Source organism: Glycomyces terrestris (assembly GCF_003933745.1).
Lineage (GTDB): Bacteria > Actinomycetota > Actinomycetes > Mycobacteriales > Micromonosporaceae > Glycomyces > Glycomyces terrestris.
The window spans coordinates 275031-291554 of the sequence record NZ_RSEB01000002.1; the positions used below are offsets into that span (position 1 = coordinate 275031).

At 73.4% G+C, this 16524-nt stretch carries 11 protein-coding genes; 6 read left to right on the top strand and 5 right to left on the bottom strand.

Translation table 11 applies throughout. The features are described from left to right. Nucleotides 1-95 precede the first annotated feature (95 nt). The 4 genes from EIW28_RS06855 to EIW28_RS06870 all read left to right on the top strand — a co-directional run bounded on the left by EIW28_RS06855 (nt 96) and on the right by EIW28_RS06870 (nt 6191). A complete protein-coding gene (locus EIW28_RS06855) occupies nt 96-284 on the top strand; it encodes a hypothetical protein (protein ID WP_125246979.1) in 189 nt (62 codons plus the stop codon). Nucleotides 285-481: 197 nt separating this feature from the next. Further along, nucleotides 482-4030, top strand: coding sequence for a chromosome segregation protein SMC (gene smc / locus EIW28_RS06860; protein ID WP_125246980.1), 3549 nt, complete (start codon nt 482-484; stop codon nt 4028-4030). 199 nt (nt 4031-4229) lie between these two features. Further along, entirely contained in the window at nt 4230-5372 is a 1143-nt protein-coding gene (gene ftsY / locus EIW28_RS06865; protein WP_232013831.1) for a signal recognition particle-docking protein FtsY, read from the top strand. 30 nt (nt 5373-5402) lie between these two features. Then, nucleotides 5403-6191: a phosphotransferase enzyme family protein gene (locus tag EIW28_RS06870; protein WP_125246981.1), complete on the top strand. Its 789-nt coding sequence runs from the start codon at nt 5403-5405 to the stop codon at nt 6189-6191. A 372-nt stretch (nt 6192-6563) separates the two neighbouring features. Here the strand turns inward: EIW28_RS06870 and EIW28_RS06875 are convergent, their stop codons facing one another. Together EIW28_RS06875 and EIW28_RS06880 are read right to left on the bottom strand one after the other, a co-directional pair. Continuing rightward, a complete protein-coding gene (locus EIW28_RS06875; protein WP_125246982.1) occupies nt 6564-7844 on the bottom strand; it encodes a vanadium-dependent haloperoxidase in 1281 nt (426 codons plus the stop codon). A 363-nt stretch (nt 7845-8207) separates the two neighbouring features. Beyond that, nucleotides 8208-9452: a transglutaminase domain-containing protein gene (locus tag EIW28_RS06880; protein ID WP_125246983.1), complete on the bottom strand. Its 1245-nt coding sequence runs from the start codon at nt 9450-9452 to the stop codon at nt 8208-8210. Nucleotides 9453-9671: 219 nt separating this feature from the next. On the opposite strand from EIW28_RS06880, the gene EIW28_RS06885 reads away from it, so the two are divergent. Continuing rightward, a complete protein-coding gene (locus tag EIW28_RS06885; protein WP_125246984.1) occupies nt 9672-9869 on the top strand; it encodes a hypothetical protein in 198 nt (65 codons plus the stop codon). A 79-nt stretch (nt 9870-9948) separates the two neighbouring features. Here EIW28_RS06885 and EIW28_RS06890 read toward each other — a convergent pair whose 3' ends face one another. Both EIW28_RS06890 and EIW28_RS06895 read right to left on the bottom strand, forming a co-directional pair. Continuing rightward, on the bottom strand, nt 9949-11334 hold the full coding sequence (locus EIW28_RS06890; protein ID WP_125246985.1) for a cellulase family glycosylhydrolase: 1386 nt from the start codon (nt 11332-11334) through the stop codon (nt 9949-9951). A gap of 134 nt (nt 11335-11468) precedes the next feature. Continuing rightward, on the bottom strand, nt 11469-12506 hold the full coding sequence (locus tag EIW28_RS06895; protein WP_125246986.1) for a LacI family DNA-binding transcriptional regulator: 1038 nt from the start codon (nt 12504-12506) through the stop codon (nt 11469-11471). A gap of 420 nt (nt 12507-12926) precedes the next feature. On the opposite strand from EIW28_RS06895, the gene EIW28_RS06900 reads away from it, so the two are divergent. After that, entirely contained in the window at nt 12927-15356 is a 2430-nt protein-coding gene (locus EIW28_RS06900) for a glycoside hydrolase family 2 protein (RefSeq protein ID WP_125246987.1), read from the top strand. 49 nt (nt 15357-15405) lie between these two features. Here the strand turns inward: EIW28_RS06900 and EIW28_RS06905 are convergent, their stop codons facing one another. Beyond that, nucleotides 15406-16524 carry a nicotinate-nucleotide--dimethylbenzimidazole phosphoribosyltransferase gene (locus EIW28_RS06905; protein ID WP_125246988.1) on the bottom strand — a complete coding sequence of 373 codons (1119 nt, stop codon included), beginning with the start codon at nt 16522-16524 and terminating at the stop codon, nt 15406-15408.

Consider the following 16524-nt stretch of genomic DNA (forward strand, 5'->3'; position numbering starts at 1 on the left):
GGCCCCGGCGGCTAAAAAAATTCACTCAGCAAATGCGACGTTTTTCATGGTGCGTACGCCAACGCCACCAGACGACGTGATCGCAAGGAGAAACTATGGCGAAAGCCCTCTACGGCCACATCGGCCAGGCTCCCAACAAGCGCCTGCTCGAGGAAGTGGTCCAGCTACGCGCGCGAGTACGCAACCTCGAGACCGAGCTTGCCGAGCTGCGGTCCCGCGAAGACGAGATCGAACACGATCATGTCGAGGAGCTGATGCGGCTGCAAGAGCCCGCGTTGACTTAAACCGTCACTCGCACAAGAGAAGATAGGCGCGCCAGCTGCCAGCAGCGGGCGCGCATTGTCGTGTCTGGAGGGCTTCCGCCCCCGCGCGCGCCCGGGTTCGTCCCCTTCGCGACCTTTGATCTCCCCGATCCGGTCACAGCGGCCTTGTACGCTGGGACGGTCCCGTACCCCGACGACGCCGACAGCCGGAGCGACCGTTGTACCTGAAGAGCCTCACGCTGAAGGGATTCAAGTCCTTCGCCTCGGCCACGACCCTGCGCTTCGAACCGGGGATCACCTGCGTCGTCGGCCCGAACGGCTCCGGCAAGTCCAATGTCGTCGACGCCATCGCCTGGGTCCTCGGCGAGCAGGGCGCGAAGTCCCTGCGCGGCGGCAAGATGGAGGACGTCATCTTCGCCGGCACGACCGGCCGCCCCGCCCTCGGCCGCGCCGAGGTCACCCTCACGATCGACAACTCCGACGGCGCCATCCCCATCGACTACTCCGAGGTCTCGATCACCCGGCGCATGTTCCGCTCCGGTGAGGGCGAGTACGAGATCAACGGCGACCGCTGCCGCCTTCTCGACGTCCAGGACCTCCTCTCCGACGCCGGCATCGGCCGCGAGATGCACGTCCTCGTCGGCCAGGGCAAGCTCGACTCCTACCTCCACGCCCGCCCCGAGGACCGCCGCGCGTTCATCGAGGAGGCCGCGGGCGTCCTCAAGCACCGCAAGCGCAAGGAGAAGGCCCTCCGCAAACTCGAGGGCATGCAGGGCAACCTCGACCGCCTCTCCGACCTCACCGCCGAGCTGCGCCGCCAGCTCAAGCCCCTGGGCCGCCAGGCCGAGCTCGCCCGCCGCGCCCAGACCATCCAGATGGACCTGCGCGAGGCCCGCCTGCGCCTCCTCGCCGACGACCTCACCGGCCTGCGCACCAACATCGCCAAGGACCTCGCCGACGAGGAGGCCCTGAAGGAGCGCCGCGAAGTCCTCGCCGACGAGCACGAGCGCCTCGCCGCCCAGATCGCCGAGTTCGAGACCGCGCACGCCGCCGACAAGCCGCGCCTGGCCCGCCTCCAGGAGACCTGGTACCGGCTCCAGGCCGTCGCCGAGCGCCTCCGCTCCACCGCCCAGCTCGCCGCCGAGCGCCGCCGCTACCTCTCCGAGGGGCAGGACGACCGCGCCGGACGCGACCCCGACGTCCTCGAGACCGAGGCCCAGCGCATCCGCGAGCAGGAGATCGAGCTCCGCGAAGGCATCGCCGAGGACTCCGAGCGCCTCGCCGCCGCCGTCGAGGCCCGCGAGGAGACCGAGGCCGCGCTCGCCGCGGCCGAGCAGCGCATCGTCGGCGCCGTCAAGGCCGCCGCCGAGCGCCGCGAAGCCCTCGCCACCCTCCGCGGCCGCGTCGACTCCCTCAAGTCCCGCACCGCCGCCGCGGCCGAGGAGCTCGAACGCGCCTCCATCGCCCTCGCCGAGGCCAAGGAGCGCGCCGAGGCCGCCGCCGAGGCCCACGCCGAGGCCGAGGCCGAGAGCGAGGCCGTCGAGGCCGACTCCGAGTTCGACGACGCCCTCGCCGAGGCCAAGGCCCGCACCGCGGCGGCCAAGGCCGAACTCGACCGCCTCCAGGCCGCCGAGCGCGACGCCGACCGCGAAGCCTCCCAGTGGGCCGCCCGCGAAGAGGCCCTCGCCGTCGGCCTGCGCCGCAAGGACGGCGCCGCCGCCCTCCTCGCCCGCGCCGACGCCGTCCCCGGTGTCCTCGGCTCCGTGGCCGCGCTCCTGACCGTGCGCCCCGGCTACGAGGCCGTCCTCGCCGCCGCGCTCGGCCGCCTCGCCGACGCCATCGCCGTCGCCGACCCCGCCACCGCCGCCCAGGCCATCGGGCTCCTGCGCGACGAGGACGGCGGCCAGGCGGGCTTCCTGATCGCGCACGGTCCCGCGGACGGCCGCGTCGAGGTCCCCGCCGGACTCCAGTCCGTCGCCGACACCGTCTCGGCCCCCGCCGAACTCGCCGCCACCGTCCGCGCCGTCCTCGCCGGCATGGTCGTCGCCGACGACCTCGACGCCGCCCGCGCCATCGTCGAAGCCCACCCCGGCCTCACCGCCGTCACCCGCGCCGGCGACGTCCTCGGCGCCGCCACCGCCCACGGCGGCTCCGCGAAAGCCCAGTCCTACATCGAGATCCAGGCCGCCGTCGACGAGGCCCGCGACAGGAAGATCGCCGCCGAGTCCCTCGCCGCGCAGCTCGGCGAGCAGCTGGAGGCCGCCCGCGACGCCCACGCCGAGGCCGAGGCCGCCGCCGAGGCCGTCCGCACCGCCCAGCGCCAGGCCGAGGCCGCGCACGGGGTCGTCGCCCGCCGCCTCGCCGAACTCGGCGCCGCCGCCCGCAGCGCCGAAGCCGAGGTCGCCCGCCTCGCCCAGGCCCACCACCGCGCCCAGGCCGCCCGCGAGACCGACACCGCCGGCATCGAGGGCCTCGAAGCCCAGCTGGAGGAGCTGGAATCCCTCCCCGAGATCGAGGAGCCCTCCACCGACGAGCGCGACCTCCTCTCCCGCGAGCTCGACGCCGCCCGCCAGAACGAGATGGAGACGCGCCTGTCCGTGCGCACCGCTGAGGAGCGCGCCTCCGCGCTCGCCGGCCGCGCCGACGCCCTCGCCCGCCAGGCCCAGGCCGAGCGCGCCGCCCGCGCCCGCGCCGAGGCCCGCCGCGCCGCCCGCGCCCGCGGCGCCGCCGTCGCCGCCCTCGTCGCCGAGGCCGCCGCCGAGGCCGGCGTGCGCCTCACCGACTCCCTTGAGGCCGCCGCCATCGAACGCGACGCCATCGCCGCCGAGCAGGCACGCCGCGAAGCCGCCCTCGCCGAGCTCCGCACCCGCGCCGGCGCCACCGCCGCCGAGCTCGAACGCATCACCTCCGCCGCCCACCGCGACGAGGTCGCCCGCGCCGAGCAGCGCCTCCGCATCGAAGCGCTCGAGGAGAAGGCCGGCGCCGAGTTCGGCGTCGACATCGAGACGCTCCTCGCCGAGTACGGCCCCGACCAGCCCGTCCCGCCCAGCGCCGACGAGATCGCCGCCGCGGCCGAGAAGGGGAGGCCCGAGCCGCAGCCCGAGGCGTTCGACCGCGCCACCATGGAGAAGCGCGCCGCCCGCGGCGAACGCGAGCTCAAGCTCCTCGGCAAGGTCAACCCCCTCGCGCTGGAGGAGTTCGCGGCCCTGGAGGAGCGCTACAAGTTCCTCAGCGAGCAGCTGGAGGACGTCAAGAAGACCCGCGCCGACCTCACCACCGTCGTCAAGGAGGTCGACGACCGCATCCAGCAGGTCTTCGCCGAGGCGTTCGCCGACACCGCCCGCGAGTTCGAGCACGTGTTCCAGACCGTCTTCCCCGGCGGCGAGGGCCGCATCCTGCTCACCGACCCGGACGACCTGCTGCGCACCGGCGTCGAGGTCGAGGCCCGCCCGCCCGGCAAGAAGGTCAAGCGCCTCTCGCTGCTGTCGGGCGGCGAGCGGTCGCTGACCGCGCTGGCGCTGCTGGTGGCGATCTTCCGCGCCCGCCCCAGCCCGTTCTACCTGATGGACGAGGTCGAGGCGGCGCTCGACGACGTGAACCTGGGCCGCCTGCTCGACCTGCTGCGCCAGCTCCAGGAGAACTCGCAGCTGCTGATCATCACGCACCAGAAGCGCACGATGGAGATCGGCGACGCCCTGTACGGCGTCACGATGCGCGCGGGTGTCACGCAGGTCATCAGCCAGAAGTTCTCCCGCGAAGAGGAGTGAGGACCGGCCGGTGAGGTCGCCGCGCGTGCGCGACCGCTTGCGCGCACGCGAGTTCGTGCGCGGGTGTCGCCCAGGTCATCGGCCGGAAGTTCTCCTGCGAGGAGGCGTAAGGGCCGACCAGTAAGGTGGTTGCGTGCGCGCACGCAACCGGGTGCCCGGTCGCGCTGGCGCGGTCGACCCATCGCTGGAGGACTTACCTGTGGACAACCTGTGGATCTGGGTGGTCGCCGCTGTCGTCGTCGCGGTCGCCGTCATCGTCGGCGTCGTGTTCGCCGTGCGCGGCCGATCGACGCCGCCCGTGGAGGCGCCCCCTGAGGAGCCGCAGGTCGAGGACGAGCCGCAGCCGGAGGCCCCGGAGACCGCGGCCGCGAAGGCCGCGCCCGCGGCCCCGGCGGTCGAGACGCCCGAGCCGGTCGCGGGCAGGCTGGTGCGGCTGCGGTCGCGCCTGGCCCGCTCGAACAACGCGCTCGGCAAGGGCCTGCTGGCGCTGCTGGCGAGCGACCGGCTCGACGACGACGTGTGGGACGAGGTCGAGGAGACGCTGCTGACCGCCGACGTCGGCATGGCCGACACGACCGCGGTCGTGGAGCGCCTGCGCGAGCGGGTGAAGGTCCTCGGCACCCGGGACCCGGAGGAGCTGCGGGGCCTGCTCAAGTCCGAGCTCACCGCCGTCCTCGAACCGGACCTGGACCGCTCGATCGCGACCGCCTCTCCGTCCGGGGAGGGCCCGGCCGTGATCCTCATGGTCGGCGTGAACGGCTCGGGCAAGACCACCACGTGCGGCCGCGTGGCCCGGGTGCTCGTCGCCGAGGGCAAGAACGTCGTCATGGGCGCGGCCGACACGTTCCGCGCCGCCGCGGCCGAGCAGCTGGAGACGTGGGGCGCCCGCGTGGGCGCGAAGGTCGTGCGCCGCGGGGAGGGCGCCGACCCGGCGTCGGTCGCGTTCGACGCGGTCAAGGCCGGCGCGGAGGACGGCGCGGACGTGGTGCTGGTCGACACCGCGGGCCGGCTCCAGAACAAGTCCGGGCTCATGGACGAGCTCGGGAAGGTCAAGCGGGTCATCGAGAAGCAGGGCCCGGTGGCCGAGACGCTGCTCGTGCTCGATGCGACGACGGGCCAGAACGGGCTCCAGCAGGCGAAGGTCTTCGGCGAGGTGGTGCAGGTGACCGGCATCGTGCTCACGAAGCTCGACGGCTCCGCGAAGGGCGGGATCGTGATCGCGGTTCAGCGGCAGTTGGGGGTACCGGTTAAGCTGGTCGGACTCGGCGAGGGCCCGGACGACCTGGCCCCGTTCGAGGTCGGAGCGTTCGTCGACGCCCTCGTCGACGGCACCGAGAGCTGACACTCCGAGAAGCACGCACGGCGGGGACCGGTGAGCCAAGACGAGATTCCGCTGATCGGCGGCAACACGAGCACGGTCATCCGGCTGGGGGACACGGTCCGCCGGAACACCGGACCCTGGACCCCCGCGGTCCACGCGCTGCTCCGGCACCTGGACGGCGCCGGGTTCACGGGCGCGCCGCGGGTGCTCGGCATCGACGAGCACGCGCGCGAGGTGCTGTCCTTTGTGGAGGGCGAGCCGGGCAAGTACCCGCTCGCGCCGCACTGGACCACCGACGAGACCATGAGTGCGGTCGCGAAGATGCTCCGCATGTACCACGACGCGCAGTACGGCTTCCGGCCGCCGCCGGGCGCGACCTGGCGGTCCTTCGGGCCGCCGCCGCCCGACACCGAGGTCATCTGCCACCACGACGCCGCCCCGCACAACGTGGTGTGGCGTCCGGACGGCACGCTGTCGCTCATCGACTTCGACCTGGCGAGCCCGGGGGCGCGGATCTACGACGTGGCGTACGCGGCCTGGACCTGGGTGCCGATCTTCACCGACCGGGACTCGATCACGCTGGGCTGGAAGAAGCCCGACCGGCCGCGGCGGCTGCGGATGTTCGCCGACGCGTACGGGCTGTCCGACCGGGACCGCCAGCGCTTCATCAAGGTGATCCGCAAGCGGATCGTGGACCACATCGAGGGCATCCGCCGCATGGCCCAGGCCGGCGACCCCGCGTTCGAGCGGATCGTGCAGAAGGGCCACCTGCGCCGCCCGGCGCGGGACCTGCGGCTGCTGGACGCGGAGCGGTACATCCTCGACGAGGCGCTCCGCTAGGCCGCGACTCCGGTCGTGGCCGCTGCTCGGCTGCTGTTCGGGCGAAGACCCGCCGACGAGCCGGGAGCCGGGGGTCTTCGCCCGATGGAGCGCTCCCAAGATCGGGACGGCGGGCCCGTCGGAAATATCCGGGTGGGCCGCGCTGCCGCGGGGGAGTGCCGGGTCTGAGCGCGATGGATTTGCGGGAATTGGAGCAAATCTACCCTGCGAGCGTTTGCCTGTCAATACATCGTCAACTGTCAATATTAAGTGCCCGGGAGGTTACGCCCGGCCTCGGACCGTGCTGCGTTGCCCCTGGGGCGCAACGAAAGACGGGCACCCCGGCCGCCTGCACCGCGGCCGGAGCGCCCGCCTCCTCGGGAGCGAAGCTGTTTACGCGAGGAGTTCGCCGGCGCGGCTGAGGACGTACGCCGCGACGTTCCGGCTCAGCTCCACGCCCGCGAGGTCGGCGGAGCGGGAGTGGATGCCGGACCAGACCCGGGCGTCGACGTTCTCCGTCGTGAGCGGGTGCCAGGTCGTGTACGTGCGGGTCACGCCGGGCGCGCTCGGGCTCGGGATCGTGAAGGCCGCGCCAGGACCGTCGCCCACGAGCTGGGTCAGCACCTCCTCGGCCGAGCCGGAGTAGGTGTTGTGGCCGCTGGGGTAGTCCGGGTGCGCCGGGGTGTTGTGGAGGGGCGTCCAGGACGGGTCCCGCACGGTGGCGGGGTCCCCGTCCTCGACGGCCCCCGCGATGGCGGTCACCGGGCGCCACCACAGGTAGGCGTACTTCGAGTCGGACGTGGCGATCTGGGTGTCGACCGCGGCGACGTGGAACAGCGCCACGAGCTCGACCTGGTCGCGCAGCGATCCGGTGTGGTGCTCCAGGGCGGCCCGGAGCACGGGGTTGTAGAGCGTGAACGAGCTGCCGAGCCAGAACTGCGCGGTGTCGGTCTGCGCCTGGGTGCGCGCGGTGCTGTTCAGGCCGCCGTACACGTACACCTCGTCGAGGTCGGCGCGGTACTGCGGGGTGCCGATGGCCGGGGGCGGGTCGAGCCGGAACTGGTCGGCGCTGTCGAGCGCGAACGGCACGGCGAACCGGGTGCCGGCCTGCGCGGCGGGGGCGAACGCGGGCGGGGTCGGCTGCCACACGCCGGGCGCGGCGGCCGGCGGGGTCCACGCCGGGCTCACCGAGGCCGGGTCGAGGCCGTCGCCGGCGCGCTCGGCGAGCAGGCCGTCCGCGCGCTCGACGCCGGCGGTGACGCCCTTGCGCTTGGCGCGGCCGTCGGGGATCGCGCCGAGCGCGGACTCCAGGGCCGCGTCGAGGGCGGCCTGCTGCGTCGGCGCGAGCGCGGACAGGGCGCGGTGGACGGCGGCGGCGAGCGCGGCCTGGCGGTAGTGCTTCGTGTTGAGCCCGTGGGGGACCCGGCGCACGGCCCGCGCGGCGGCGAGCCAGGCGACGGCCCAGGTGCGGCTGTTGGTGACCTGCGTCGAGGCGGGCGCGGCGGTGACGGCCGCGTCGGTCGTGTCGAACCAGTCCAGCACGGCTTCACTTGCGCCCGAGGCGGTCTCAGCGGAGGCCGAGGACGCGGTCCCGACGGCGGCGCCCGCGGCGGCGACCGGTGCGGCGGCGAGCACGGCGCGGCGGGAGAGGGAGGTGCGGTTGGCGGGGGACATGGGTCTCCTTGCGGTGCGGTGGAATCGAGGCGGGGAGCGGAGGACGCGGAACAAGTCCACTATGGAGTGTCGAGGGGCGTGGAGGCCCCGGAGGACGCGCCGTGCGGCGCAGGGGAGATGGGGACCGCCGGTCAGGCGTCGCAGGGGAGGAACGGCCTGTCGGACCGGCGGAGGTCGGGTCAGCGACAGAGGGCGCTGGCGACGCGCATCTGGTCGACTTCGCGCCGCTGTGCGAGTGCGTTGGCGGGCTTCATGACTCGAAGATAGCAGTATTCCTATAGGAATACTAGGGTTGATCACATGTCGTTCCGCCCCCGAAACCCGCCGGCAACGGGGACCGGTCCTCCCGGCTGTCCTCCCGACTCAGGCCGCGGTCCAGCGGAGTTCGCGACTTGCCAAGGGGCCGTAAGGAGTCAGTGCCGCCAGTTCCGCCTTGTGCTCGCCCGGCCCACGGTCGAGGACCCTGGTGAAGCGGCGGTCGGCCGGGGCCTTCGGCGGGGCCGCGATCGGCTCGCCGTTCCACGCCCCGCCCACGGCGTACGGGTGCTCGGCCCGGATGCGCACCGCCGGCGAGCCCTCCTGCGCCACTACGCCGACCGCGAGGTCCGACAGCCGCGGGTACGCCGCCGCCGGATCGCGCAGCAGCCGGTCGGTCGGCAGCACCTGGCCGTCCTGGAACACCGGCACGTACCCCTCCGGCGCCCACGCCGCGCCCGAGACCGACGCGTGCGCGAAGTACGCCCACCACAGGCCCGGGTCCTGGATCGCCTGCCGCGGCCCCACGTGGACCGGTCTCGCCGGCCGCTCCCGGGCCTGGAGCTCGGGCAGGCTCAGCGGCCGGCCGTCCTCGTCCGCCCAGTACGCGCCGTGCTGCCCGTCGAGGAGCACCCACCGGTCCAGGTCGTCGATCCACGCCTCCGCCACGGCGTGGCCCTGCCCGACCCCGTCGTGGTAGTCCCCGCGCCGCAGCCACACCCGCCGCGCCGGGATCCTCAGCGCGTTCAGCCCCTGCGCCAGCACGATCGAGTACTCGACGCACGAGTACCGCGCCCCGTTCGCCACCTGCTCCAGCACGTCGACCGCGTCGCCGGCGTTGATGCGCGCGTTCGCGTGCCGCCACAGCGCCGACGTCCACGCCAGCAGGTCCCGCGCGGTCTGCCACGCGCCCCGCCCCGGCCGCGGCAGCCGCGTCAGCAGCTGCGGCTCCCGGTGCGCCTCGATCCGGTCCAGCCGCAGCGGCGCGGCCGCCCCCGGCTGCGGCCACGCGGTGATCCGCAGCGGCGGCGCCGGCACGTTCGCCTTGGCCCGCTCCAGCACCGCGGCCCAGTCCGGGTCCCGCCCGAACGCCGCCGACAGCTCCGGCTCGAACAGGTCCGTCTGGTGGAAGCCCGCCTCGATCGCCTCGTCCAGCGTCGCCCGCGCGCCCTTGAGCCCGACCTTGTGCGCCGCGATCGCCAGCGACGGCGCCCACAGGTCGCGCCAGAACTCCGTGTCCGCGCGCAGGGTCTTCTCGAGGTCGAGCAGCGTCCACCACCGCGCGCCGCGCATCGCGTCCTGGGCGACGGTCCGCACGCGCGCGAGCTTCGCCGTCGTCGGGGCCTGTGTCATGCGTATGAGGGTAGTCACCGCGGGCGCGGGCGAAAAGACCGTTGTGTTGACGGTTCGATGACGCTAGAGTGGGCCGCATGATCCTTTAGAAGAGATACCGGCCGCTGTGGGCGCCAGTGCCGACCGGCCGACACGCATGAGTGCATGCCATTGAGACGTCGAGCAACGCTCCGTTTCGCGCTCACGTCTCTTCAAGCTCGACCCGAGAAGGGGATCCGCATGACCGCTGAAACTCCCGAACCGCAGCAGGACGCCGCCGAGGCGCCGCTCAACCGCGAGGAGCGCCGGGCGCTGGCCCGCGGCAAGAAGACCGGCCACGCCGGCCACAAGGCCATCGGCGACAAGAAGGGCAAGGTCCGCTCGCAGATGCCCAAGGGCGGGGTCGGCAAGTTCCAGCTCCCGACCAAGAACGGCTGACCGCCGCAGACACGGCGCAGACATCGACGGAGGCCGCCGGACCGCACGGTCCGGCGGCCTCCGCCGTGCCGTCACATTGTTAGATCGCCTCGCACGTGACCGTCGGCGCCGCCGCCGGCGCCGAGCCGATGAAGCCGAAGACCTCGCGGGACTGGCCCGCGGCGACCGTGCCGTTCCAGCCCACGTCGGTGGCCGTCACGCCCGCCCCCGAGGAGGTGACCGTCGCGTTCCACGACGACGTGATCCGGGTCGAACCCGCCCACGTCCAGGTGAGCCGCCAGCCGTCCAGGGCCGCGTCGGCGGCCGTGACGGTGACCTTGCCCTGCCAGCCCGAGCCCCAGTCGTTCACGACGCCGATGACGGCGGTGCAGTCGCCTTCGGTCGGGCCGCCCGTGGACGGGTCCTCGGTGGGCGAGGTCGTCGTCGGGTCCGGGTCCTCGCCGTAGACGGTGGCGCGCTCGGCGGTGTTCTGGATGCCGTACTGCGACTCGAACACCCGCTCGCCGTACGTCGTCATCCGGCTCGGGTCGAAACCCAGCACCTGGTCCAGGATCGGGTCGGAGTTGCCCGAGTACGACCAGGCGATCCAGCCGATCCCGCGCGCCTGCGCCTCCGACTGGATGGTCTCCCAGGCCACGGTCGAGCCCTGGTGGGTGTCCGCGTACTCGCCGACGATGAGCGGCAGGTCCATCGCCGCGAAGGCGTCGAAGTAGTCGATCACCGCCTGCGGGCTCGAGTACACCTGGTACATGTGCACCGAGAACAGCGTGTTCCCGAGCGGGTCGGCCGCGGCCACCGTGGGCGCGTTGGCGCGCATGGTGTTGGTCCAGTCCTGGCCCCAGTTCGGGGCGTCCACGACGAGCGTGTGCTCGAACCCGATGTCGCGCATGCGGTCGACCGCGTTCACGGTCGCCTGCGTCCACTGCCCCGGGTCGGTGTTGCCGATCGGCTCGTTGCCGATGTTGATGAGGACGTACGCCTCCTCGCCTTCGAGCACGCTGTACAGGCCCTGCCAGAACGTCACGGCCTGATCCAGGGAGGCCGCGCCCGCCTCCTCGCCGTAGCCGGTCGTGTCGTGGACCTCGAGGACGCAGATGAGCCGCTGCGCCTTGCACTCGTCGACGATCTGCTGCACCCGCGCGGCGGACGAGACGCCCCAGTTGCGGTGGCCCGAGCCCAGGACGACGCGGACCGTGTTGGCCCCGAGGTCGCTGATCTCGCCGAGGCTGTCGAACTCACCCTGGTACCAGACGTCCGGGTGGGTGGAGCCGCGCATGATGAACGGGTTGCCGTTCGCGTCGATCAGCTGCGTGCCGTCGATCGAGAAGCCGCCCTGCTGGGCGCTGGCCGGTACCAGCTGCCACATGCCGGTGACGGCGATGGCCAGGACGGCCGCGGCCGCCGCCAGCCACGATCGCCTCCTTCGACGCCGTGCCGGGGCGGCGTCGGTGGTGCCGTGTTCCATGGTGATCCCATCTGTAGGTTCGGGTCGAGGTGAATCGGTTCACCACGACGTCCACATAGAGAACCATAAATATCGATGGGGTTCAAGACATGCCTCGGGGTTCGCTGTGCCAGGGGCGATGTCCGCTCCGCGGCTCAGTCGCGCGCGGGGCCCGTGGACCCGCGCGGCGACAGCTGCGCGGGCTGGAACTGAACCGAGAAAGCGGGGGCCTCGCCGGATGGCGGCACCGGTCCGATGTGCGCCAGGAGCGCCTCGGCGCACTGGGCGCCGTACGCGGTGATGTCCCGGGTGAGCGACGTGAGCGCGGGATGGGTCAGGCGGCACAGCGGCGAGTCGTCCCACGCGACGATCGAGAGCCGCTCGGGGACGCCGATGCCGAGTTCGTGGGCGACGCCGAGTCCGGCCACGGCCGTGACGTCGTTGTCGTAGACGATCGCCGTGGGCCGCTTGGCCGAGGTCAGGAGCCGCCGCGTGATGCGGGCGCCCTGCTCGCCGGTGTAGTCGCTGTGGACCGTGGTCATGGCGTCGAGGCCGAGCTCGGCCGCCGTCTCGGCGTAGGCCCGGTCGCGCGTCGAGGTGTGCAGCAGGTGCGCGAAGCCCGCGACGCGGGCGATGCGGCGGTGGCCCAGGGCGTGCAGGTACTCGAGGATCTCGCGGCACGGATCGGCGTCGTCGTGCCAGACCGCCGGGATGCGGGCGCCGTCGAGCGGGCCGCCGACGGCGACGGCGGGCAGCCCCAGGTCGGCGACGTAGTCGAGGCGCCGGTCCTCGACGCCCACGTCGCACAGGAGGACCCCGTCGACGCGGCGCTCGGCCCACCAGCGCCGGTAGACCTCCATCTCCTCCTCGACGGTGTCGACGATCTGGAGCGTGAGGCCGTAGGAGCCGGCCGAAAGCGTGGCCTCGATGCCGGAGATGAGCTCCATGAAGTACGGCTCGATGCCGAGGGTGCGCGCGGAGCGGCGCAGCGCGAGCCCCACGGCCTGCGCGGAGGACACCGACAGGGACCGGGCGGCGCGGTTGGGCACGAAGCCCATCTCGGCGGCGATGGCGAGGATCTTGGCGCGGGTCGCCTCGGAGACGCCGGGCCGGCCGTTGAGGGCGTACGAGACGGCGCCCTTCGACACGCCCGCCGCGGCCGCGATGTCGGCGATGGTCACGCGCCTGGTCATCGGTGGTCCTCTCACTGCGAGTGCGTCGCCGGGGCGAAGCGAGCGCGCCGGACGGCCGCGCGTGCGGCACCGGCTCCCAGACTGTATCCCACGCCCGCCGCGAACCGGTTCAGCCAAGTGCATTCAGGTATCGACATTCATCATTTCAATTTGATGAAGGCGCCGTCAATGCGTTGACCGGCCGCGCCGCGGCCGGTAGGTTCGATGCGCTTATCCGGTTCAGCACCCCGTCCCGCCGCGGAGCCGTCCGGCCTGCCGTTCGACCCGCCGGTCCGGCCCCGGCCCGGCGGGCGTCGCGGCGGCCGCGCCGACGGTGGCTACGCTGCCTACCGTCGTCGTCTTCCTCCTCTTCCAGAACCATCGGGCGACGGACAGGAAGCGCCGCACCGCAGGCATCGCCCCCAAGGCATAGGAGTCCTCTTGACCGCCAAGCGAACCCTCCACGAGGGCTGGACCGTCGCCGGGGGCCCCGGCGCGCCGGTCGCCGCCGAGCCCGTCCCCGCCGCCGTCCCCGGCGAGGTCGTGTCCGCCCTCCTCGACGCCGGCCTCATCGACGACCCGTACACCGACGACGCCGAGCGCGCCGTCGCCTGGGTCGGCCGCCGCGACTGGACCTACCGCACCGCGTTCGCGTTCGAGGGCGGCGACTGGGACGGCGTGGACCTCGCCTTCGACGGCCTGGACACCGTCGCCCGCGTCTCCCTCAATGGCGCGGTCGTGGGCGAGACCGCGAACATGCACCGCCGCTACCGCTTCGACGTGCGCTCGGCGATCCGCGAGGGAGAGAACGAACTCGAGGTCGCCTTCACCTCGCCGTACGCCTACGCCGAGGCCCAGCGCGACCGGCTCGGCGACCGCCCGAACGCCTATCCCGAGCCCGGGAACTTCATCCGCAAGGCCGCCTGCAACTTCGGCTGGGACTGGGGACCGAACCTCGCGAGCGCCGGGATCTGGCGCCCGGTGCGCCTGGAGACCTGGCGCACCGCGCGCATCGCCGAGGTCGTGCCGCGCGTCTCGGTCGAGCCGGGCCGCGGCGTCGTCGACTTCGCGGTCGACCTCCAGCGCGCCGGCGACGCGGACCTCGAACTCGTCTGCACCGCGGGCGGGCACACCGCGGTCGTGGAGGTCCCCGCCGGCGCCCGCAGCGCGCGGGCGCGCGTCGTCGTCGACGACCCCGAGCTGTGGTGGCCGCGCAGCCGCGGCGCCCAGCCGCTCTACGACGCCGCGGTCGTCCTGCGGAGCGGCGGCGAGGAGCTCGACGCCTGGTCGAGCAGGATCGGGTTCCGCACCGTCGAGCTCGACACCGAGCCCGACGCCGACGGCCGCCCGTACACGCTCAAGGTCAACGGCGAGGCGGTGTGGGTCAGGGGCGTCAACTGGATCCCCGACGAGGCCCTGTTCAGCCGCATCGACGCCGCCCGCCTGGAGCGGCGGCTGCGCCAGGCCGCCGCGGCCGGGATCGACTACGTGCGCGTCTGGGGCGGCGGGGTCTACGAGTCCGAGGACTTCTACCGGCTCTGCGACGAGATCGGCCTCATGGTCGGCCAGGACTTCCTGTTCGCCTGCGCCGCCTACCCGGAGGAGGAGCCGTTCCGCTCCGAGGTCGAGGCCGAGGCCCGCGACAACCTCGCCCGCCTCGCCCCGCACCCGAGCCTGGTGACGTGGACGGGCAACAACGAGAACCTCTGGGGCTGGCACGACTGGGACTGGCAGGGGCCGCTCGGCGACCGCACGTGGGGCGCCGGCTTCTACCACGAGCTGCTGCCGAAGCTCGTCGCCGAGGTCGACGGGACCCGCCCGTACTGGCCCGGCAGCCCCTACTCCGGGGTGCGCGACCTGCACCCGAACGAGCAGGCGCACGGCTCGGTCCACATCTGGGACGTGTGGAACGAGCGGGACTACCTGCACTACCGCGACTGGCGGCCGCGCTTCGCCGCCGAGTTCGGCTACCAGGCCCCGCCGACGTGGGCCACGGTGCGGCGCATGACGACCGACGAGCCGCTCGCGGCGGAGACGCCGAACATGCTGTGGCACCAGAAGGCCGCGAACGGCCAGGGCAAGCTCCAGCGCGGCCTCGACGCCCACCTGCCGCCGGTGCGCGACTTCGACGACTGGCTGTACTTCACGCAGGTGAACCAGGCCCGCGCGATCCGCCTCGGCATCGAGCACTTCCGCTCGCTCGACCCGTACTGCGCGGGCGCGGTCGTATGGCAGCTCAACGACTGCTGGCCGGTCACCTCGTGGGCCGCGATCGACGGCGAGGAGCGCCTCAAGCCGCTCTGGTACGCCCTGCGGGACGCCTACGCCGACCGGATCGTCACGTTCCAGCCGCACGGCGAGGACGGCGTGAAGCTGCTGGTGCTCAACGACTCCGCCGAACCGTGGGGCGGCGTCATCGGCTTCTGGAAGTGCACCGCCGAGGGCCGCATCGTCGGCCGGGCGCTCCTGACGATCGGGGTCAGGGCGCGCGACAGGGCCGAGCTCGTCATCGACGGCGAGGCCGCGCCCGGCCCCGGCGAGTTCCTGGTGACCGGCCGCGAGGAGTTCCCGCGCGCCACCTGGTTCACCAAGGAGGACAAGGACATGGGCTGGGCCCCGGCGGCGTTCACGGCCGAGACCGCGCTCGTGGACGGCGGCGTCGCGGTCACGGTCACCGCCGAGTCCGTGCTCCGCGACGTGTGCCTCTTCGCCGACCGCCTCGACCCGGACGCCGTGGTGGACAAGGCCCTCGTCACGCTCATCCCCGGCGAGACGGCCACGTTCACCGTGACGAGCGAGGCGATCGCGGCCTCGCCCGAGCTCACGGCCGCGCTCACCGCCAAGCCGGTGCTGCGCGCGATCAACGACTGACGCCCCGGTGCGGGGACGGCCCGGAGCGTCCGCTCCGGGCCGTCGCTCGTCAGGCCTTCTCGCCGGTCTCCGTCTCGGGCTCGGCCTCGGCCTCCAGCGCCGCCTCGCTCGCCTCCGGGGTGGGCGCGCCGATGCCGGCGACGACGGGCTCGTTCGGCTCGGGCTCGGGCTCCTCCTTGGCGGGCATGGGCAGCGACTGCGCGATCCGCAGGCCGGTCTGGAGGAGGTCCCAGCCGAGCGGGAGCGCCGCGCCGTCGGGCAGGTCGAGCTCCAGGGCCAGGTCGTCGGCGAGGCCGGCCTGCTTGGCGAGCTTGACGACGACCGGGTGGCCGGAGCGGTTGGGCGCGTAGCACCACTTGGGCGCGGCGAGGCCGAAGTCGCGGGCGAGCATGACGGCCGCGACGGCGGCCGGGCCGTCGACCAGGACCGCGGTGGAGCGGGTCGCCGCGGTGAAGATCGCGGCGGCCATGGTGCCGAGCGCGGCGCCGCCGAGGCGCGAGATGAGCTCCTGCGGGCTGCGCTTGAAGCCGCGGTTGAACGCGAGGTGGTCGCGCAGGGCCGAGACGCGGCCCATCCACGCGGCGTCGAAGACCGAGCCGCCGGGGGCGTGCAGCTGCGGCTGGAAGTTGGTGATCTCGTCCTTCGCGATGAACGCGCAGACGGCGACCGCGGCGGTCACGGCCCCGGCGCCGAGACCGGAGACGAGGAGCAGGTCGGCGCCTTCGTCGATCGCGCGGTTCGCGGTGTCGCGGCCGAGTTCGAGGGCCGCGTTCAGCTCGGTCTCGTCGAGGAGCGGGCCCTCGACGCCTTCGCTGGCGCCGGTGCGGACCACGGTGATCGGCAGGCCCGAGCGCGCGGCGTGCGCGGCGAGCGGGCCCTCGCCGCGCTCCAGCGCCTCGGCCTGCTCGGCGACGGGCGCGTAGTCGCCGGCGTCCCAGCCCTCGGGGTACTCGCCGGCGAACAGGAGCATCCGCGGGGCGGTGAACGGCTCGGGGGCGTCGGTGGCCTGCATGCGGGCGGCCCAGCCGATCGCCGCCTGGAGGCGGCCGAGGCCCGACCCCTCGATGAGCGCGTCCTGGAGCCGCGCGTTCGCGCGCGTGGTCCACACCCCGTTGGGGAACTTCGCTTTCAGCTCGGCGAGCGGCCCGGCGTCGGTCGTCTGTGTCAC

Bases quoted from the DNA above. Each gene is read 5' to 3' on its own strand.
- EIW28_RS06875 (WP_125246982.1), bottom strand. From the start codon at position 7,844: ATGTCCCCCGCCAACCGCACCTCCCTCTCCCGCCGCGCCGTGCTCGCC.
- EIW28_RS06890 (WP_125246985.1), bottom strand. From the start codon at position 11,334: ATGGAACACGGCACCACCGACGCCGCCCCGGCACGGCGTCGAAGGAGG.
- EIW28_RS06855 (WP_125246979.1), top strand. From the start codon at position 96: ATGGCGAAAGCCCTCTACGGCCACATCGGCCAGGCTCCCAACAAGCGC.
- EIW28_RS06895 (WP_125246986.1), bottom strand. From the start codon at position 12,506: ATGACCAGGCGCGTGACCATCGCCGACATCGCGGCCGCGGCGGGCGTG.
- EIW28_RS06885 (WP_125246984.1), top strand. From the start codon at position 9,672: ATGACCGCTGAAACTCCCGAACCGCAGCAGGACGCCGCCGAGGCGCCG.
- EIW28_RS06880 (WP_125246983.1), bottom strand. From the start codon at position 9,452: ATGACACAGGCCCCGACGACGGCGAAGCTCGCGCGCGTGCGGACCGTC.